The organism is Occultella glacieicola (assembly GCF_004353825.1).
Lineage (GTDB): Bacteria > Actinomycetota > Actinomycetes > Actinomycetales > Beutenbergiaceae > Occultella > Occultella glacieicola.
Map to the genome: position 1 here is coordinate 220,772 of NZ_SMNA01000007.1, position 18,712 is coordinate 239,483.

An 18,712-nucleotide genomic window follows, 5' to 3' on the forward strand; every position below is an offset into this window, starting at 1 on the left:
AGAGATGAGCGAGATCACCGAGCCCGGTGCTGTGCCCGACCGGCCGGCCCGGCCCGACCGGCCCGACGACCAGCCGGCCCGGCACACCTACCGCCTGCTCACCGGCCCCGACGACGCGGCGTTCTGCGGACGGGTCAGCGACGCGCTCGCCGAGGGGTATCGGCTGTACGGCTCCCCGTCCGTGACGTTCAACGGCAGCCAGGTCATCGCGGCCCAGGCCGTCGTGCTGCCCCAGACCCCCGAAGGAGAGGTTCGATTCGCTTGAGCTACGCCGGTGACCTCAGCCCACGCGAGGCGTGGGACCTGCTGGAACGCACTCCGGAGGCGGTGCTCGTGGACGTGCGCACGCGCGCCGAATGGTCCTTCGTGGGCGTCCCCGAGACCTCGTCCATCGACCGCCCCACCGCGCTGATCGAGTGGAACACGTTCCCCGACGGTCAACGCAACCCGTCGTTCCTCTCCCAGCTCGGGGCGACCGGGCTGACCCCCGGGGACCAGCGGCCGGTGGTGTTCCTGTGTCGCAGCGGCCAGCGCTCGATCGGCGCGGCCGAGGCCGCCACCGAGGCCGGGTACGGCCCGGCCTACAACGTGGTCGACGGCTTCGAGGGCGGCGTGGACCCCGAGGGGCACCGGGGTGCGCGCGGTTGGCGTGCCGAGGGTCTGCCCTGGCGGCAGGCATGAGCGACCCCCGGCCCCTGGCCGAGCTCCCCGAGGGACTCTCCGACGCCACCCTGGGCGTTCGCGGCGGGATCCAGCGCACCGAGTTCCGGGAGATGGCGGAACCGCTGTTCCTGACCCAGGGGTACGTCTACGACGAGGCGGCCGACGCCGAGGCCGCGTTCAAGGGACAACTGGACCGGTTCATCTACTCCCGGTACGGCAATCCGACCGTGTCCGCGTTCGAGGAGCGGCTGCGCCTGCTCGAGGGTGCCGAGGCGTGCTTCGCGACCGCGACCGGGATGTCCGCGGTGTTCACCTCGATCGCGGCGCTGGTGCGCACCGGGAGCCGGATCGTCTCCGGTCGGGCCCTGTTCGGCTCCACCGTGGTGCTCCTGAACGACATCTTCAGCAAATGGGGCGTCACCACCGAGTACGTGGACGCCCACGACCTGTCCCAGTGGGAGGCCGCCCTGGCCACCCCGGCGGACGTGGTGCTGTTCGAGACCCCGTCCAACCCGATGCAGGACATCGTCGACATCGCGAAGGTGACCGAACTCGCGCACCGAGCGGGCGCCGTCGTCATCCTCGACAACGTGTTCGCCACCCCGATCCTGCAGAAGCCGCTCGAGTTCGGCGTGGACGTGGTGGTCTACTCCGCGACCAAGCACATCGACGGGCAGGGCCGCGTCCTCGGCGGCGCGATCCTCGGCAGCCGGGAGTACGTCGAGGGCCCGGTCAAGCAGCTGATCCGTAACACCGGGCCGTCGCTGAGCCCGTTCAACGCCTGGGTGCTGCTCAAGGGGCTGGAGACGCTCGCGCTCCGGGTCCGGGCGCAGACGGCCGCGGCGCTGGACCTCGCGCACTGGCTCGAGGACAACCCGCTGATCTCGAGGGTGCGGTATCCGTTCCTGGACTCCCACCCGCAGGTGGCCCTCGCGAAGGAGCAGATGAGCGGCGGCGGCACCGTGGTCACGTTCGACCTGGCGCTCGACGGCGAACCGGACGAGGACAAGGCCCGCGCCTTCGCGTTCCTCGACTCGCTGCGCCTGGTGGACGTCTCGAACAACCTCGGGGACGTGAAGTCGATCGTCACCCACCCGGCCACGACCACCCACTCGAAGATCAGCCGGGAGGCTCGGGCCGCCGTCGGCATCTACGAGTCCACGGTGCGGCTGTCCGTGGGACTCGAGGACCCCGCGGACCTGAAGGCGGACCTGACCCGGGCCCTGGGCCACCTCTGAGCAGGTCTCAGTCGACGACCCCGTAGAGGCGGTCGCCGGCGTCGCCCAGCCCCGGCACGATGTAGCCCTTGGAGTTCAGCCGCTCGTCGACGGCGGCCGTCACGATGGTCACGTCGGCACGCTCCCCGATCGCCTCCTGAACCATCCGCAGCCCCTCCGGGGCGGCGAGCAGGGTGACCGCGGTGACGTCCCGCGCGCCACGCTCGAACAGGTACTCGATCGCCGCGACCAGGGTGCCACCGGTGGCCAGCATCGGGTCCAGCACGTAGCACTGGCGCCCGGACAGGTCGTCCGGCAACCGGTTCGCGTAGGTGATCGCCTCGAGGGTCTCCTCGTTGCGCTGCAGGCCCAGGAACCCGACCTCCGCGGTCGGCAGCAGCCGGGTCATGCCCTCCAGCATGCCCAGACCGGCTCGCAGGATCGGCACCACGATCGGACGCGGCTCGGTCAGCTTCGTCCCGACCGTGTCCGTGACCGGCGTGGTGATCTCCCAGGACTCGGTGCGGATCTCCCGGGTCGCCTCGTACGCCAGTAGCGTCACGAGTTCCTCCGTGAGCTGGCGGAACAGCGGCGAAGGTGTGCGGACGTCGCGCAGCACGGTCAGCTTGTGGGCGATCAGCGGGTGTTCGGCGACGTGGAGGCGCATGTTCCCCAATGTAGCGGTGCCCATGTCGGCGCCGCTGCCCCACACTAGGAGGGATGAACGCCGACCCCCCGTCCGTCGCCCTCGACGAACCCGCCCTGATGGGCCTGGCCCTGGCGCAGGCCCGGCGGGCCGCCGCCGGCGGCGACGTGCCGGTGGGGGCCGTACTGGTCGCCCCGGACGGGCAGGTGCTCGCCGCGGCGCACAACCGGCGGGAGGCCGACGGCGATCCCACGGCTCATGCGGAGATCCTCGCCCTGCGCGCGGCGGGCGTCGGGCAAGGCCGCTGGCGGCTCGACGACTGCACCCTCGTGGTCACCCTGGAGCCATGCACCATGTGTGCCGGCGCGATCGTCCTCGCCCGGGTCGCGCGCGTGGTCCTGGGCGCCTGGGACGAGAAGGCCGGCGCCTGCGGATCCACCCGGGACGTGGTCCGCGACTCCCGCCTGAACCATCGCGCCGAGGTGACCGGGGGAGTGCGCGCCGACGAGTGCGCCGCCCTGCTCGCCGAGTTCTTCGCGGCCCGCCGCGGCCCGGCCGCCGGCGGCGACGAGGCGCCCCTGCCCTCCCACTGAGCCTGCGCCGTCGACCCCTCAGTCCTCGATCACCGAGAGGATGTTGCCGGCCGGGTCGGTGAACCACGCGATCAGCGGCCCGCCACCCCGGTGGATGCCGAGCTCGTCCTGATCCATCTGCTGATACCGCTCGAACACGACGCCGCGGGCCGTGAGGTCGCGCACCGTCGACTCGATGTCGACGCTCGGCAGGTTGAGGACCGTGTACGTCGCCGGCACGTGGTCGGGCTTCGGATAGATGAGCACGTTGCGGTGGCCAAGACGCACGGTCACCATGCCGTCGTCCTCGACGACCTGCAGCCCGAGCACGTCACGGTAGAAGGCGGCGGCGGCCGCGGTGTCCGGGGCGGCGAAGCCGGAGAAGGACGCGGAGGGGAGCAGCCCGGCGGGCAGGCTCGTGTCCCCACCGGCCTCCATGGTGGCCCGCTCGGCCGGACTGACCTGGATGACCTGGACGTAGTTGCCGTCCGGGTCCTCGGCGGTCGCGAACAGGCTGCCGTCCCGGTCCTCGAGCGGCGCGACCCAGCGCGCGCCGGCGGCGTCGATGCGCTCCGAGACGGCCCGGGCGTCCGTCACGTCGAAGTTCAGGATCAGGCGGGCCGGATCCGGGTGGGCCGGCTGCACATCGTCGCGGGGGTCGAGGAACAGGTAGAAGCCGCCATAGTCGAGTACCCAGTACGACCCGGCCCGGTCGGCCCGCTCCGGCGGCAGCACCGTCGTGTACCAGGCGTGCAGACGGTCGAGGTCGGTGGTGCCCAGCATGATCGAGTCGATGGTGGCCATTTCTGCCTCCGTGCGTCGTTCGCGAGCAGCGGCCGCTCCGGTGCCCGTCATCTGGTCAGACCCGGGCCGCGGCGGGAAGTCATCGGCTCCGGACCACCGCCGAGCGAGGGGCCGGCGCCGCCCCCGGCCGGCTCGGCGGTGTCCCCCTCCGTGAGTGGCGATCGGAGCAGCATCCTCGCCACGGTGCCGACGTTCAGACTCCTCTGATACAGAGGAGGGATGGATTACTGGCCCGTCCTCAGTTGGATCATCGCCGTCGCACTCTCGGCCGCGGTGGTCGCCCTCGTCCTGTTCGTCGCGAACCTGGTACTCACGCGCGTCGGTCGCCGGCTGCCCTGGGTGCGGATCGGCTGGCTCCAGGTCCGCAGACCCTTCGGCGCCCTGCTGCTGGCGATCGCGCTCCGGACCGGCGTCGCCGCGAACGCCGAACCAGGGACGTTCCGGGACGTCAGCCTGCACGTCCTGCTGATCGCCGTGGTCGTCTCGGCGGTGTGGCTGGCCGCCACCCTGGTGCTGGAGTGGCTCGCGTACACCCAGCGGCGGGTGGTCGCCCGGAAGGCCGACGATCGTGGACGGCGTCGCGCCCAGACCCAGATGCAGCTGATCAGGCGCGTGGTCGCCGTGGTCTTCGTGATCATCGGGGTCGCGCTCGTCCTGCTCACGTTCCCCGGCGTGGAGCGGGTGGGGGCGACGATCCTCGCCTCGGCGGGTGTGCTCTCCGTGGTCATCGGGATCGCCGCCCAGTCCAGTCTGGGGAACGTGTTCGCCGGCCTGCAACTCGCCTTCACGGACGCGATCCGGATCGGGGACGTGGTCGAGGTCGACGGCACCTGGAGCACCATCGAGGACATCACGCTCTCCTACGTGGTGGTGAGCATCTGGGACGAACGGCACAAGGTGCTGCCCTCCACGTACTTCACCACGATCCCGTTCATCAACTGGAGCCGGACCGGGGACAGTGTGACCGGGACGTTCCTGATGTCCCTGGACTGGCGGGTCGACCTGGACGCGCTCCGTGCCGAGTTCGAGCGGGCGGTCGACGCCAGCGACCTGTGGGACGGCCGGGCCCGGTCGATCCTGGTCACCGACGCGGAGGGCGAGCGGCTGAGCATCCGGGTGCTCGTCACCACCGCGAACACCGACGACGACTGGACCCTCCAATGCCTGGTCCGGGAGCACCTCGCGACCTGGCTGCGGGAGCACAACCCCGAGGCGCTGCCGGTGCAGCGGGTCATGATGGTCTCGTCCGGGCCGCACGGTGCGACGGACGACGAGGTGGAGCACCCGGCACGCGCCGGCTAGCGATCGGGAGGACCAGGATGCCGAACTACCCGCGCATGTACCGCTGGGGCGTCACGCCCTGGGAGCGCTACGCACCGGCCGCGACCAGGACGCTGGCCAGCCTGTTGGACCGGGTCGAGAGCGACCGCGGCCGGCGTGGTGGCTCAATCGGGCGTGCCGTGGACCTGGGCTGTGGGCGGGGCCTGTTCACTCCCGAACTCGCGCGGCGGGGCTGGGACGCCACCGGCATCGACTACGTTCCCGAGGCGATCGAGGCCGCCAGGCGAGCGGGCCCACCCGAGGTGACCTACGCCGTCGGGGACGTCACCGACCTGGCCGGCGCCGGTCTGGACCCGTTCGACCTGTTCCTCGACATCGGCTGCTTCCAGGGTTTCGACGCCGCCGGGCGCGCCGCCCAGGGCCGCGGCGTCACCGCGCTCGCGCGGCCCGGGGCGACGCTGCTGATGCTCGCGTTCGGACCGACCTGGCTCCGCTCGCAGATCGGTGGGGTGTCCCAGGCGCAGGTCGAGGAGGCGTTCGTGGGCTGGGAACTGGTCGCCACCGAGCCGGCCCCGACGGCGGGACTCGGCTGGCCGATGAACCGCACCTCGCCGAGGTGGTACCGGTTCGAACTGCGGTAGCGCAGGTCCGGCCCGGCGGGCCGGTCCGGCTGCGCCCGACGGTCAGAGCGACCGGGCGAGCTCCTGCAGCGTTTCCGATGTTCCGCCGTCGACCTTCACGGTGGCGAGCGGGTCGCCACGCGTGCCCCCGCGGTTGACGATGGCCACCGGCATGCCCTCGCGGTGGGCGTGGCGCACGAACCGGAGGCCGGACATGACGGTCAGCGACGAACCCGCCACGAGCAGCGCCTGGCCGGAGTCGACCAGCTCGAACGCGGTGTGCACCCGCTCCTTCGGGACGTTCTCGCCGAAGTAGACGATGTTGGGCTTGAGCATGCCGCCGCACACGGGGCAGTCGAGGACCCGGAACGACTCGGTCGCGGCGATCACGGCATCCGCGTCCGGTGCGATCTCGACGTCGCCGACCTCGGTCGTGAACTCCGGGTTCAGCGCGTCCAGCCGCTCGTGCACCTCGGCGCGGGTGAACACCGTGCCGCACTGCAGGCAGATCACCTCGTTGTAGTGCCCGTGCAGGTCGATGACCCGCCTCGACCCGGCCCGCTCGTGCAGCAGGTCCACGTTCTGGGTGATCACGCCGAGCACGATCCCACGATCCTCGAGCCCGACCAGGGCGCGGTGTCCGGCGTTCGGCTCGGTGCGGCGCAGGTGTCGCCAGCCCACGTGGTTGCGGGCCCAGTAGTGGCGCCGGAACGCGGAGTCGCCGACGAACTGCTGGTAGGTCATCGGGGTCCGCGGCGGGGAGCCCGGACCGCGGTAGTCCGGGATCCCGGAGTCGGTCGAGATCCCCGCGCCGGTCAGGACCGCGAACCGCTTCCCGGAGAGCAACGCCACCAGGTCGGCGAGCGCGGACTCCGTGGTCTTGGTCACGTTCGCCAGCCTAACGGCGCGGGATCACGGGCGGCCACGAGGAGGCCGGTTTGGGCGTGGAGCCCGGCTCCGGGTAACCTGTCCCGGCCAGGTAGCGTGTCCGAGCGGCCGAAGGTGCAGCACTCGAAATGCTGTGTGGGTCAACAGCCCACCGTGGGTTCAAATCCCACCGCTACCGCCATCTGGAGGGGCCCCGGCCGGGGCCCTTCCGGGTTTCCGCCGGAGCGTGTCCGCCAGCCGGCCACATGAGTCAGCGCGGTGGTGGTGGCGGCGCCGTGCTGCCGCGCACGACGAGGGTGGTCGGCAACAGCACGCGTTCGTCGTACCCGACGCTGCCGGGCTCGGTGACCTGTTGCAGGAGCAGTCGGACGAGTTCGTGGCCGGCGCGGCGGAAGTCCTGCCGGACGGTCGTCAGCGGCGGCTCGGAGAACTCGCTCAGTTCGATGTCGTCGAACCCGACGACGGAGAGCTCCTCGGGCACGCGGCGACCGACCTCGTGGGCGGCGCGCAGGAGGCCGAACGCCATGTCGTCGTTGGCCACGTACACGGCCGTGACCGAGTCGTCGGCGACGATCTCCCGGCCCACCTCGTGCCCGGACCGGGCCGACCAGTCGCCCCGCCAGGCCGGCGGGGGACTGATGCCGGCACCTTCCAGGGTGCGGTGCCAGCTCGCGGCGCGCGTGGTGGCCGGCTCGGAGTCGGGTGGGCCGGCCAGGTGGTGCACCGTCGCGTGGCCCAGCCCGAGAAGGTACTCGACGGCGTCCCTGGTGCCCTGGACCTGGTCCGCACCGACGTCCGGGTAGTACCCGATGAACCGGGAGTCGGACACGGAGACCGGCATGCCGGACGGCAGCAGGAACGACTCGGGGGTGGTCTCCTCGGCGCGGATGATGATCAGGCCGTCGACGGCCTGGTGGGAGAGCCGCTGGACGGCATGCCGCCAGCCGCCGGCCTCGGGTTCGCGGACCGCGAGCAGCGTGACCGAGTACCCCTCGGCCTCGGCCGCCTCGACGACCGACTGGGTCGTGAGGGCCTCGCCGGTGCGCGCGAACGTGCGGGCGATCAGACCGATCGAACCGAAGGCCCCGTTGCGCAGGGCCCGGGCGGCACGGTTCGGGGTGTAGCCGAGCCGGTCCATGGCCCTGAGGACCCGTTCCCGGGTCGCCGGGCGTACGTTGCCTGCCTCGTTCGCGACCCGGGAGACGGTCTGCGCCGAGACCCCCGCGAGCCCGGCCACGTCCTCGATCGAGGGGCCCCGACTTCGGCGTCGGGAGCCCCGGTTGCTCACCATGTCGAGCGAGTCTAGCGGAGATGGTGACGTCAACATCCAGCCTTCGCGGAGCCGGCCAAGGGCTCGATCGTTACGGGAGCGTGATGCAAGATCGGGTGCCGATCGGGGTTGGCCTGGTGCTACGTTGACGTTAACATTCTGCGTCACCGACACCGTCGTCCTCCAATCATCGCTCCGGCCACCGGGGCGGGCCGGATGGGTGACGATGCCGACCGCAGGAACAACCGCCGGCACTACCGTGCCGCGCTACAGATCAGGAAGGCGGCGTCGCCTTCCAGGGAGGCACCGACCCGTACCTCGGTGCGATACGGCCAACGAAGGACTTGTATCCGATGCGCAAGAAGATGACACTCGCGTCCGTGGCCGGCGTGGCCACGATCACGCTGGCCCTCGCCGCGTGCGGCGGCGGCGACGGTTCCACCGGCGGCGACGGTGGCGGCGGGGGTGAGGGCGATGGGAGCCTCACCGTCTGGGCCTGGGACCCGGCGTTCAACGTCTACGCGATGAACGAAGCCGCGACCATCTACCAGCAGGACAATCCGGACGTCACGGTGGAGGTGATCGAGACCCCCTGGGAGGACATCCAGACCAAGCTCACCACGCTCGCCCAGACGGGCGAGCTGGAGGAGCTGCCGGACATCTTCCTGATGCAGAACAACGCCTTCCAGAAGAACCTGATCAACTATCCCGAGCTCTTCACCGACATCACCGACTCCGGCATCGACTTCGCGGAGTTCCCGGAGTCGGTCGTCGCGTTCTCCACCACCGAGGGCGCCAACTACGGCGTGCCGTTCGACAACGGCGCCGCCGTGACCGCGCTGCGCACCGACGTCCTCGCCGAGGCGGGCTACACGATCGAGGACTTCACCGACATCACCTGGGACGAGTTCATCGCGAACGGCGAGGACATCCTCGCCCAGACCGGCAAGCCGCTGCTCTCCGGTGTGGCCGGTGAGTCCGACCTGATCACGATGATCCTGCAGAGCACGGGCGGCAGCCTGTTCGACGCCGACGGCAACCCGACCATCAGCGACAACGACGCCCTGCTGCAGGCGATCGACGTCTACACCCGCCTGGTGGAGTCCGGGCTGTTCGTCGAGGTCAACTCCTGGGACGAGTACATCGGCACCTTCGTGAACTCGAACGTCGCGGGGACGATCAACGGCATCTGGATCCTGGGCTCGATCCAGACCGCCGAGGACCAGACCGGCCTGTGGAACATCACCAACCTGCCGAGCCTCGAGGGTGTCGGTGAGGCGACGAACTACTCCGCCAACGGTGGTTCGTCCTGGGTGGTCAGCTCGAACGCCGACGCGGAGCTGGCGGAGGACTTCCTCGGCGCGACCTTCGCCGGGTCCACCGAGTTCTACGACACGATCCTGCCGTCGTCCGGCGCGATCGCGAACTGGATCCCGGCGAGCGAGTCCGAGGTCTACGCCGAGCCGCACCCCTTCTTCGCCGACCAGCCCGTGTTCCAGCTCGCCGTCGAGTTCGGCGCGCAGGTGCCGAGCGTCAACACCGGTGCGTACTACTACGAGGGTCGCGACGCCGTCAGCGCCGCGATCACGAACATCCTCAACGGTGCGGATCCGGCGGACGCCCTGGCCGAGGCCCAGGCGACCGTCGAGTTCGCGATGCAGTAAACCCACCCTGCATGGAGAGGGCCGGCCACGGGTCGGCCCTCTCCCCGTGAACGAGAGGATCACCATGTCAACGCAAGTCACCCCCGTGGTGTCCCCGGACCGGCATCGGGACGAACGACCGCCGTCCGGTCGCGGGTTCGGGAGCCTGGGCGGACGCCGCTCGCTGACCGGCTGGATATTCCTCCTGCCCGCCGCGCTGCTCATCCTGGTGATGAACTTCTGGCCGATGTTCCAGGCGTTCATCCTGTCCCTGCAGACCGGGCGCGGTGCCCAGCTCTCCTTCGCCGAACCACTCTGGTTCAACTACGAGCGGCTGCTCGCCGACCAGACGTTCTGGATGACCCTGCGCACCACGCTGCTCTACCTGGTCATCCAGGTGCCGATCATGCTGGCGGTCGCGCTGGTCCTGGCCAACATCCTGAACAACCCGAGGTTGCGGTTCAAGGGGATGTGGCGCACGGCGATCTTCCTCCCGTGCGCGGTCTCGCTCGTGTCCTACGCGCTCGTGTTCCGGACGATGTTCGCCACCGACGGCCTGGTCAACGACGTGCTGACCGGGATCAATCTGATCGACGCACCGATCAACTGGCTCGGGCAGACCCACACGGCCCAGTTCGTGATCATCATCGGGCTGCTGTGGCGGTGGACCGGCTACAACATGGTCTTCTACCTGGCCGGCCTGCAGAACATCGACCACTCGACCGTGGAGGCGGCGAAGGTCGACGGAGCCAATGCCGCCAAGACCTTCTGGTACGTCACCCTCCCGCAACTGAAGCCGATGATCCTGCTGACCGCGATCATGTCGACGAACGGGACCATCCAACTCTTCGACGAGTCGTACAACCTCACCGCCGGCGGACCGGCGTACACCTCGATGTCCGTGTCGCACTACCTGTACGAGGTCTCGTTCGTGCAGAACCCGAACTTCGGGTACGCGGCCGCCATCTCCTACGTGATCCTCGTGATCGTCGCGCTGCTCGCGGCGATCCAGCTGAAAGTGGGTGACAAGCGTGACTAGGCGCTCGCTGCGCAGTCTGCCCAGCCTCGTGTTCCTGACCCTGGCGGCGCTCGCGTCGGTCTTCCCGCTCTACTTCATGGTCGTGTCCGCGACCAACACGAGCCAGGACGTTCTGGGGTCACGGCTGTTGCCGGGCGGACAGCTGGTCGACAACCTCAACAAGCTCCTGGCCGCCCAGGACCTCGGCGCCGCGATGTGGAACTCCACGTTGAACGCAGTCGGGACCACCGTGCTCGCGCTGCTGGTGTGTTCGATCGCCGGGTACGGGTTCGAGGTCTTCCACTCGCGGAACAAGGACCGCCTGATGGGTGTCCTGCTGCTCGCGATGATGATCCCGTTCGCTGCGACCATGATCCCGTTGTTCCGGATGTTCGCGGACTTCGGGCTGACCAGCACCACGATCGCGGTCATCCTCCCGGCGATCTCGGTGCCGTTCGTCATCCTGCTGTTCCGGCAGGCCGCCCGGTCGTTCCCGCACGAGATCGTCGAGGCCGCGCGGATCGACGGGCTGCGGGAACTGGGCATCTTCCTGCGGATCTTCATCCCGACGATGCGCTCCACCTACGCGGCGGCGGCGGTCGTGATCTTCATGACCGCGTGGAACAACTTCCTCTGGCCCAAGGTCATCCTGATCAACGAGGCGTTCCAGACGATGCCGATGCTGATCTCGAACCTGACCTCCGGGTACGTCACGGACTACGGCGTGCTCATGCTCGCGGTGCTGTTGACGTCACTGCCGACGATGGTGCTGTTCCTCGTGCTGCAGCGGGCCTTCGCGCAGGGGATCACCGGCGCCATCAAGTGACATGCCGCGCCGGCGCCCTCGCTGCCGACCGGGCTGAACCGACCGATCTACCGAGCGCGTCAGGGCCGTCGGCGCACGCCGGCGGCGACGGGTCTGATGATCCGCCGTCAGTGAGGCCGGTCAGGAGGGCGCAGGCCCGGTCGACTCCCGCCAGACCACCGTGCCGACCGGTTCGTCGTCGACCGGGTCCGGTGCGTCGTTGAGGGCGGCCAGCAGCCGGGTGATCGCGCGCCTGCCGAGCCGTTCGTGGGCCATGATCACGGTGGTGATGGTCGGCGACAGGACGGCGCCGAGCTTGTTGTTGTCCCAGCCCGTGATGCTCACGTCCTCGGGCACTCGCCAGCCGCGGGTGAACGCACCCCGCAGCGCCCCGGCCGCGACCACGTCGTTTCCCGCGATCACGGCGGTCGCTGCGCCGACCGGCAACTCGAGCATGGCCTGTTCCGCCAGTTCGGCGCTCCAGTCGCAGTCGATCACGCCGTGGGACTCCAGGCCGAGTCGGGGGATTGTGGCGAGGTACATGTCGCGACGACGCCGGGCCGAGGTGTGTGCGTAGTCGCCGGCCAGGTGGACGAACCGGCGATGGCCGAGTTCGGCGAGGCCCTCGATGAGCTCCGCGACCGGTGCGGCGTCAGCGAGTTCGCCGATGCTGCGCATCTGGTCGTCGTACTCGGGGGAGATCACGATCGCGGTCCGCTCGTGCTGGCGCTGCGCCGACTCCGGCAACGGCATCAGTGAGGCGATGCCCTCGAAGAGCCCGGACTCGGCGAGCTCGTGCACACGTCCGGAGCGCTCGGCGACCGGGCCGCCGAGGGTGACGACGTCGAGGATGTACCCGGCATCGTGGGCCGCGGCCGTCGCGCCGGCAAGGATCTCGAGAGAGCTGACCGTGGTGCCGGTCGGCAGGATGAACGCCAGCCGGCCTGTCTTGCGCCCGCGCATCGCCCGGGCCACGAGGTTCGGGCGGTAGTCGAGCTGGTCGATCGCGGTGCGGATCCGCTCCCGGGTCTGCGCACTGATCCGGGGGTCGTCGTGGAGGAACCGCGAGACGGTCTGGTGGGAGACTCCCGCGAGACGAGCCACCTCGCGAATGGTGGGCCGGCGCGTCCCGGATGCACTCTGGCTCACGCTCGCCCTCCTCGGTGGTTGTGGGCCCGGTCGCTGCCGCGCGCAGATCCGAGTCAACGTGGACGGTAGTGATCGGTCACATGGGCGTCAACCCAGCGAACAGCGGAGAGATCCCTTGATAGCGCTCACAACAGTCGACTCAGGACGCAGGATCCGAGACAGGGCAGTGACTTCAGGCTTGCGCAGTCGGCCCCGGCCATGTCAGTCTTGTAACGATTCACGATCGAGGTTGACCGTCATGTGACCGTGCGCATAGCCTCGGCCCCACATTCCGCTTCAGAGCAGAGAGGCTCCCCCATGACCCGCAGGACAATCAGGTTCGCTGCCGTCGGCGCGGCCCTCGCACTCGGACTGACCGCCTGTGGCGGCGGTGGGGACGAGGGCGACGACGGCGCCACCGGCGGCGGCGGCACCGTCGATCCCGACGAGGAGATCACCCTCACCGTGACCTGGTGGGGCAACGATGACCGTGCCGACCGGTACAACCAGGCGATCGAGCTGTTCAACGAGGAGTACCCGAACATCACGATCAACCCGAACTTCTCGGCGTGGCCGGACTACTGGACCGCCCGGGCGACCGAGGCGGCCGGTTCGGCGCTGCCGGACGTGATGCAGATGGACCTCGCGTACATCAGTCAGTTCGGATCCCGTGGGCAGCTGCTCGATCTCGACCCCTACATCGGCGGTGAGCTCGACGTGTCCGGGATGCCGGAGTCGCTGCTCGCGGCCGGTCAGCTCGAGGCCGGGACCGTCGGCATCCCGCAGAGCACCAACACGCTCGCCCTGTTCTACAACCCGGCGGTGGTCACGCAGCTCGGCATCGAGCCGCCCGCGAACGACCTCACCTGGGACGACTACGACGCGTGGATCACCCAGGCGGCCGAGGCAGGTGCCGGTCTCGACCCCGTCCTGTACGGATCCGGTGACTACACGGGCGTGTTCTGGTTGTTCATCCAGCACCTGGTGCAGGAGGGCAACGAGGTGTTCACCGCCGACGGCGAGATCGCCTTCACCGAGGACGACATGAAGGAGTGGCTGAACCGGACCACGGACCTGCGTGCGGATGGTTCGCTGTTCCCGACCGAGCGCACCGTGCAGCTCGCTCCGCTCGGTGGCTTCACCGTCAACGAGGTGGCCTCCGAGTTCAGCTGGGACAACTTCCTGGCCGGCTACCTCGCCGACTCCGGCGCCGAGTCCATCGAGATGCTGCCCATGCCGCTCGGGTCCTCCGGTGAGCGTGGCATGTTCCAGAAGCCGTCCATGCTCCTCTCGGCCGGCTCGAACACCGAGCACCCGGAGGCGGCGGCGGCGTTCATCGACTTCATCACGAACGACCCGGCGGTCGGCGCCATCTTCGGTACCTCGCGGGGTGTCCCGGCGACCGAGTCCGCACGCTCGGAACTCTCGGCCGAGGGGACCGATGCCCAGGTGATCGCCTACGAGGAGTCCGTGGCCGACGACATCACCGAATCGGTCCCGACGCTGCCCGAAGGCTTCGGCTCCATCGAGGCCACCTGGCTGCGCCTCGCCGAGGAGCTCGGCTACGGCCAGATCACGGTCGACGAGTTCGTCGAGCAGTGGTTCGCCGAGGCCGAGTCCGCCCTCGCCTGACGCACCGCCACCACTGAGGAGCATTCTGTGACCCCGGAGACTCTCGCTCCGGCCAAGGTCGCCGCGCCCCGCCCGTCGCATCAGAAGCGACGGGCGCGGGCCGCGGAGACCCGCGCCGGCTACGGATTCCTGACGCCCTGGCTGATCGGGTTCTTCCTGCTGACGGTCGGTCCGATGGCAGCGTCCCTGTACCTGTCGTTCACGGACTACGACCTGTTCGGCGCCCCGGAGTTCATCGGGCTGGAGAACTACCAGAACCTGTTCGACGACCCGAGGTTCCGGCAGTCCGTCGTCGTCACCGTGACGTACGTGGTGATCGGCACGCCGATCAAACTGGCCGCGTCGCTCGCCGTCGCCATGCTCCTCAACGCGAAGCGCAAGGGCCTCGGGTTCTACCGCTCGGCGTTCTACGCACCGTCGCTGATCGCGGCGAGCGTCTCGGTCGCCATCGTCTGGAAGGCGATGTTCATCGACGACGGGATCGTCGACCAGGTGCTCTCACTGTTCGGCATCCGGCTCGGCGGTTGGGTCGGCAACCCGGACATGACGATGCCGATGTTCGTGCTCCTGGCGGTCTGGGCGTTCGGTGCGCCGATGGTGATCTTCCTGGCCGGCCTGAAGCAGGTCCCGCAGGAGTTGTACGAGGCGGCCGAGATGGACGGCGCCGGCAAGACGCGCAAGTTCATCAACATCACACTTCCGATGCTCTCCCCGGTGATCTTCTTCAACCTGCTCATGGAGACGATCGGTGCGTTCCAGATCTTCGGGTCCGCGTTCATCATCTCCGGCGGCACCGGCGGTCCGGCCGGATCGACGCTGTTCTACACGCTCTACCTGTACATCCGCGGGTTCACCGACTTCAAGATGGGCTACGCCTCGGCGATGGCCTGGTTGCTGGTGATCGTCGTCGGCATCATCACGGTCATCTTCTTCCGGACCTCGCGGTCCTGGGTCCACTACGCGGGAGACTCGAAGTGAGTACCGACACCGTCGCCCCCACGCGGATGAGCGCCGAGGACAGCGCCCGCCTGCGTCAGACCAACAAGCGTCGCAGCCGGGTCGGCTCCGTCGCCTACCACGTCCTCATGATCGCGCTCGCGTGCGTCGTGCTCTACCCGGCCCTGTGGATGCTGATGTCCTCGCTCAAGCCTTCGAGCGACATCGTCGGCAACGTCTCCCTGATCCCCGAGAACGGTTCGCTGCAGAACTACATCACCGCCCTCGACGGGATCGGCGGGGTCTCGACGTTGACGTTCTTCCAGAACTCGCTGATCGTCGCCGTGCTCAGCGTGATCGGGGTGGTGCTGTCCGCGTCGGTGTCGGCCTACGCATTCTCGCGGGTGAAGTTCCCGGGCCGTAACCTGTTCTTCTCGATGATGGTGGCGACGTTGCTGCTGCCGTTCCACGTCGTGATCATTCCCCAGTACATCGTGTTCAACAATCTGGACATGGTGAACACGTACTGGCCGCTGCTCCTGCCGAAGTTCCTGGCCACCGACGCCTTCTTCGTGTTCCTGATGGTCCAGTTCATGCGCGGACTGCCGATCGAGCTGGACGAGGCCGCCCGGATCGACGGAGCCGGGCACGTCCGGATCTTCTCCTCCATCGTGCTCCCGTTGATGAAGCCGTCACTCATCACCGCGTCGATCTTCACGTTCATCTGGACCTGGAACGACTTCCTCGGCCCACTGCTCTACCTGAAGCAGCCCGACCTGTACACGCTGCCCATCGCGCTGCGGCTGTTCGTGGACCAGACCACGGTCTCCGACTACGGTGCGCAGATGGCCATGGCGGTGCTCGCACTGCTGCCGGTGATGCTCTTCTTCTTCATCTTCCAGCGCTACCTGGTCGACGGCGTCTCGACGTCCGGCCTCAAGGGCTGAGTTGGGCAGGGGGAGCGGTGCCCCGAAGGGGCCGTCGGTCGGCGGCCCCACCGGGGTGCGCCCGGGTGCGTTCACGCTGTTCGCCGAGGTGCTCTTCACGGGGCTGGTGGTCACGCTGCTGTGCCTGCCGCTGATCACGATCCTGCCGGCCATGGCGGCCGGGGCGGCTCACCTGCGGCGGCACATCGAGGGCCGCGCGGATCCACTCCGGGCCGTGTTCTCCGACTTCGCCGCCTACCTTCGTGGTTCCTGGCCGCTCGGGGTCGGGGCGTTGGCGCTCGTCGTCCTGCTCATCATCGACATCGACATCGCGACGTTCACGGACCTGCCCGGCGGCCAAGTGTTCCGGTTCCTGAGCATCGCGGTGCTCGCGCTCGGAGCAGTGATCGCATTGCGGACCGCCGGTGGGCGGGCACTGTGGCCCGAAGTAGGCTGGCGCGACGCCGTCGGGGACGCCGGCCGTCGATCAGTTGCGGACCCGGTCGGTTCCGTCCTGCTGCTCGTCGCGATCGGCCTCAGCGCCGTCCTCGTCTGGATGCTTGCCATCTTTGCCCTCATCGTGCCGGGACTGCTCGTCCTGGCCCTTGTCTCCGTAGAACACCGCCACTACCGCAGGAGCGCCGAATGACCAACCGCCGCTACGCCGTCGCCGGCACCGGGCACCGCGCCGGGATGTACATCAACGCACTCACCGGAGCGCACGCCGACGCCGGGGAGATCGTCGCCTGGTGCGAGCCCAATCCCGGCCGCGCGCAGTTCCACGCCCAGTCGGTGGCGCGGGACCTGGGCCGCGACGTGGACATCCCGCGCTACGACCCGGCGGATCTGGAGAGGATGATCGCGGAGCGATCGGTCGACGTGGTCGTGGTGACCTCGCCCGACCACGCCCATGCCGACCTCGTCACCCGTGCGATGCGCGCCGGCGCGGACGTCGTGGTGGAGAAGCCGCTCACCACCAGCGCCGAGGGCTGCCGCGCGATCACCGGCGCCGTCGCCGAGACCGGCCGGTCGCTGATCATGACGTTCAACTACCGGTACGCCCCGCGGAACTCGAGCCTGCGCGAGGTGATCGCCTCCGGCGAGATCGGTGAGGTCACCTCGATCCACTTCGAGTGGGTGCTGGACACCGTGCACGGCGCGGACTACTTCCGTCGCTGGCACCGGGACAAGGCGAACTCGGGCGGCCTGCTGATCCACAAGTCGTCGCACCACTTCGACCTCGTCAACTGGTGGCTGCAGGACGCACCCCGCCGCGTGTACGCCTCCGGCGGGCTGAAGTTCTACGGGCCCGACGGCGCCGGCGCCGCTCAGGCGGGGCAGCGCCCGGCCCGCGGGCGCGACGCCGAGCCCGGCGACAACTGGTCGATCGACCTGGCCGCGGATCCGCGACTGAAGGCTCTCTACCTCGATTCCGAGCATCACGACTCCTACATCCGCGACCAGGACGTGTTCGCGCCCGGCATCACCATCGAGGACAACCTCGCCGTGGTGGTCGACTATCGGCGTGGCGCCACCCTCACGTACTCCCTGAACGCCCACTCGCCGTGGGAGGGCTACCGCGTGAGCGTGAACGGAACCAAGGGCCGGGCCGAGCTGCAGGTGGTCGAGCGCGGTGCCGTGCTGACCGACGCGAACGGCCGGGCGGTCGTGGACCCGAGCGCCAAGCCGGATGTCGGTGGCGGCGACGACCTGCGCCCCCGCGGTGACCATCTGATCGTGCAGAAGCACTGGCAGGAGGCCCACGAGTACCGGATCCCGGAGGGTGTCGGTGGGCACGGCGGCGGGGACGCCATCCTGCTCCGCGACGTGTTCGACGGCTCAGGTGAGGACCCTCTGGGCCGCCGCGCCGGCTACCTCGACGGCGTCCGGGCGGTCTGCGTCGGCATCGCCGGCAACATCTCGCTCACCTCGGGCAGCGCCGTGCTCGTGGACGACCTCGACCTCGGCGTGGACGTCGGCGCCGGGCTGGACGCCGGTGCGGGCAGTGCGGGCACGGGCGACCGGGAGCGGGTCGGAGGGGGAGTGGCCTGATGCCCCGGGTCTGCTTCATCTCCCGGGTCCGACCCGACCGCCTCGACGCCTACCGCGAGGCGCACGCCCAGGTCTGGCCGGAGATGCTCGAGGCGCTGCGGGACACCGGGTGGCGGGACTACTCGCTCTACCTCTCCGACGACGGGCTGCTGGTCGGCCACCTGGAGACCGACGATTACGCCGCCGCCCAGGAGGCCATGACCCGCACGGCCGTCAATCCCCGGTGGCAGGCCGCGATGAGCGAGTTCTTCGTGGACCCGGGCAACCCGGACGAGGGCTTCCAGGTCCTCGACGAGGTGTTCCACCTGGAGGACCAGCTCGCCGCGCACGGGCTGCCCACCCGGCCCTGACCGCCCCGTACCAACCACCCCAGAGTCCCGGAATCCAGGCCCCGCGCCCCACACCCCGGCACCCACGCCCCAGACCACCCGCCCACACACCCTGACCCGAGTCCCGAGACCCCCACCCGGCGGCGCGCCGAGTCAGTCTGTTGCGGGTCGAGGGAGTCCCCGCGCGGCGACGGATTCGAGGTCGCCACGACTGACGTGGTGCGGTCCGGGCCTCGCCCACGGGCGCCCGGGACGGGTCGAAACGGTACGGCCCGCCCGGGA

General features: G+C 69.5%; 20 protein-coding genes and 1 tRNA gene. 16 read left to right on the forward strand and 5 right to left on the reverse strand.

Translation table 11 applies throughout. The features are described from left to right. Positions 1-4 precede the first annotated feature (4 nt). The 3 genes from EXU48_RS15980 to EXU48_RS15990 are packed head-to-tail and all read left to right on the forward strand — an operon-like array spanning position 5 to position 1,901. Positions 5-265, forward strand: a complete 261-nt coding sequence (locus tag EXU48_RS15980) for a DUF1737 domain-containing protein (protein WP_133108672.1) — start codon at positions 5-7, stop codon at positions 263-265. Continuing rightward, positions 262-681 carry a rhodanese-like domain-containing protein gene (locus tag EXU48_RS15985; RefSeq protein WP_133108673.1) on the forward strand — a complete coding sequence of 140 codons (420 nt, stop codon included), beginning with the start codon at positions 262-264 and terminating at the stop codon, positions 679-681. The genes EXU48_RS15980 and EXU48_RS15985 overlap by 4 nt, the downstream gene beginning before the upstream one ends. After that, the gene (locus EXU48_RS15990; protein WP_133108674.1) at positions 678-1,901 is read left to right on the forward strand and encodes an O-succinylhomoserine sulfhydrylase; all 1,224 of its coding nucleotides are present in this window, start codon (positions 678-680) and stop codon (positions 1,899-1,901) included. Before EXU48_RS15985 ends, EXU48_RS15990 begins: the two co-directional genes overlap by 4 nt. Before the next feature lie 7 nt (positions 1,902-1,908). On the opposite strand, the gene upp is transcribed toward EXU48_RS15990, so the two are convergent. Further along, positions 1,909-2,547 carry a uracil phosphoribosyltransferase gene (gene upp, locus EXU48_RS15995; protein ID WP_133108675.1) on the reverse strand — a complete coding sequence of 213 codons (639 nt, stop codon included), beginning with the start codon at positions 2,545-2,547 and terminating at the stop codon, positions 1,909-1,911. Positions 2,548-2,600: 53 nt separating this feature from the next. Between upp and tadA the strand changes: the two genes are divergently transcribed. Further along, complete coding sequence (gene tadA, locus EXU48_RS16000) at positions 2,601-3,119, forward strand: tRNA adenosine(34) deaminase TadA (RefSeq protein ID WP_235857066.1); 519 nt, start codon at positions 2,601-2,603, stop codon at positions 3,117-3,119. Positions 3,120-3,137: 18 nt separating this feature from the next. Here the strand turns inward: tadA and EXU48_RS25435 are convergent, their stop codons facing one another. After that, on the reverse strand, positions 3,138-3,902 hold the full coding sequence (locus EXU48_RS25435) for a VOC family protein (RefSeq protein WP_133108676.1): 765 nt from the start codon (positions 3,900-3,902) through the stop codon (positions 3,138-3,140). Between the two features lie 219 nt (positions 3,903-4,121). On the opposite strand from EXU48_RS25435, the gene EXU48_RS16010 reads away from it, so the two are divergent. Both EXU48_RS16010 and EXU48_RS16015 read left to right on the forward strand, forming a co-directional pair. Beyond that, positions 4,122-5,204 carry a mechanosensitive ion channel family protein gene (locus tag EXU48_RS16010; RefSeq protein ID WP_133108677.1) on the forward strand — a complete coding sequence of 361 codons (1,083 nt, stop codon included), beginning with the start codon at positions 4,122-4,124 and terminating at the stop codon, positions 5,202-5,204. Between the two features lie 17 nt (positions 5,205-5,221). Then, a complete protein-coding gene (locus EXU48_RS16015; RefSeq protein WP_207947773.1) occupies positions 5,222-5,824 on the forward strand; it encodes a class I SAM-dependent methyltransferase in 603 nt (200 codons plus the stop codon). A gap of 42 nt (positions 5,825-5,866) precedes the next feature. On the opposite strand, the gene EXU48_RS16020 is transcribed toward EXU48_RS16015, so the two are convergent. After that, the gene (locus EXU48_RS16020) at positions 5,867-6,691 is read right to left on the reverse strand and encodes an NAD-dependent protein deacetylase (RefSeq protein WP_235857067.1); all 825 of its coding nucleotides are present in this window, start codon (positions 6,689-6,691) and stop codon (positions 5,867-5,869) included. A 90-nt stretch (positions 6,692-6,781) separates the two neighbouring features. Here EXU48_RS16020 and EXU48_RS16025 point away from each other — a divergent pair. Beyond that, positions 6,782-6,872 (forward strand) — tRNA-Ser (locus EXU48_RS16025). A 69-nt stretch (positions 6,873-6,941) separates the two neighbouring features. Here the strand turns inward: EXU48_RS16025 and EXU48_RS16030 are convergent. After that, on the reverse strand, positions 6,942-7,982 hold the full coding sequence (locus EXU48_RS16030; protein ID WP_133108679.1) for a LacI family DNA-binding transcriptional regulator: 1,041 nt from the start codon (positions 7,980-7,982) through the stop codon (positions 6,942-6,944). 332 nt (positions 7,983-8,314) lie between these two features. On the opposite strand from EXU48_RS16030, the gene EXU48_RS16035 reads away from it, so the two are divergent. The 3 genes from EXU48_RS16035 (at position 8,315) to EXU48_RS16045 (ending at position 11,448) form a co-directional block, all read left to right on the forward strand. After that, positions 8,315-9,625, forward strand: coding sequence for an ABC transporter substrate-binding protein (locus tag EXU48_RS16035; RefSeq protein ID WP_133108680.1), 1,311 nt, complete (start codon positions 8,315-8,317; stop codon positions 9,623-9,625). A 64-nt stretch (positions 9,626-9,689) separates the two neighbouring features. Then, positions 9,690-10,643, forward strand: coding sequence for a carbohydrate ABC transporter permease (locus EXU48_RS16040; RefSeq protein WP_133108681.1), 954 nt, complete (start codon positions 9,690-9,692; stop codon positions 10,641-10,643). Beyond that, complete coding sequence (locus tag EXU48_RS16045; RefSeq protein ID WP_235857068.1) at positions 10,636-11,448, forward strand: carbohydrate ABC transporter permease; 813 nt, start codon at positions 10,636-10,638, stop codon at positions 11,446-11,448. The genes EXU48_RS16040 and EXU48_RS16045 overlap by 8 nt, the downstream gene beginning before the upstream one ends. 120 nt (positions 11,449-11,568) lie before the next feature. On the opposite strand, the gene EXU48_RS16050 is transcribed toward EXU48_RS16045, so the two are convergent. Then, entirely contained in the window at positions 11,569-12,576 is a 1,008-nt protein-coding gene (locus tag EXU48_RS16050; protein WP_235857069.1) for a LacI family DNA-binding transcriptional regulator, read from the reverse strand. Positions 12,577-12,873: 297 nt separating this feature from the next. Between EXU48_RS16050 and EXU48_RS16055 the strand changes: the two genes are divergently transcribed. From EXU48_RS16055 to EXU48_RS16080, 6 genes are all read left to right on the forward strand, one after another. Then, positions 12,874-14,187 (forward strand): ABC transporter substrate-binding protein, encoded by a 1,314-nt coding sequence (locus tag EXU48_RS16055; RefSeq protein WP_133108682.1) that lies wholly within the window; start codon positions 12,874-12,876, stop codon positions 14,185-14,187. A gap of 129 nt (positions 14,188-14,316) precedes the next feature. Next, positions 14,317-15,165 carry a carbohydrate ABC transporter permease gene (locus EXU48_RS16060; RefSeq protein WP_407938744.1) on the forward strand — a complete coding sequence of 283 codons (849 nt, stop codon included), beginning with the start codon at positions 14,317-14,319 and terminating at the stop codon, positions 15,163-15,165. Beyond that, positions 15,162-16,070, forward strand: a complete 909-nt coding sequence (locus tag EXU48_RS16065) for a carbohydrate ABC transporter permease (protein WP_407938742.1) — start codon at positions 15,162-15,164, stop codon at positions 16,068-16,070. Before EXU48_RS16060 ends, EXU48_RS16065 begins: the two co-directional genes overlap by 4 nt. 1 nt (position 16,071) lies before the next feature. Then, the gene (locus tag EXU48_RS16070; protein WP_133108683.1) at positions 16,072-16,698 is read left to right on the forward strand and encodes a YesL family protein; all 627 of its coding nucleotides are present in this window, start codon (positions 16,072-16,074) and stop codon (positions 16,696-16,698) included. Then, complete coding sequence (locus EXU48_RS16075; RefSeq protein WP_133108684.1) at positions 16,695-18,101, forward strand: Gfo/Idh/MocA family protein; 1,407 nt, start codon at positions 16,695-16,697, stop codon at positions 18,099-18,101. The genes EXU48_RS16070 and EXU48_RS16075 overlap by 4 nt, the downstream gene beginning before the upstream one ends. Continuing rightward, positions 18,101-18,451: an L-rhamnose mutarotase gene (locus EXU48_RS16080; protein WP_133108685.1), complete on the forward strand. Its 351-nt coding sequence runs from the start codon at positions 18,101-18,103 to the stop codon at positions 18,449-18,451. The genes EXU48_RS16075 and EXU48_RS16080 overlap by 1 nt, the downstream gene beginning before the upstream one ends. The last annotated feature ends 261 nt before the right edge of the window (positions 18,452-18,712 follow it).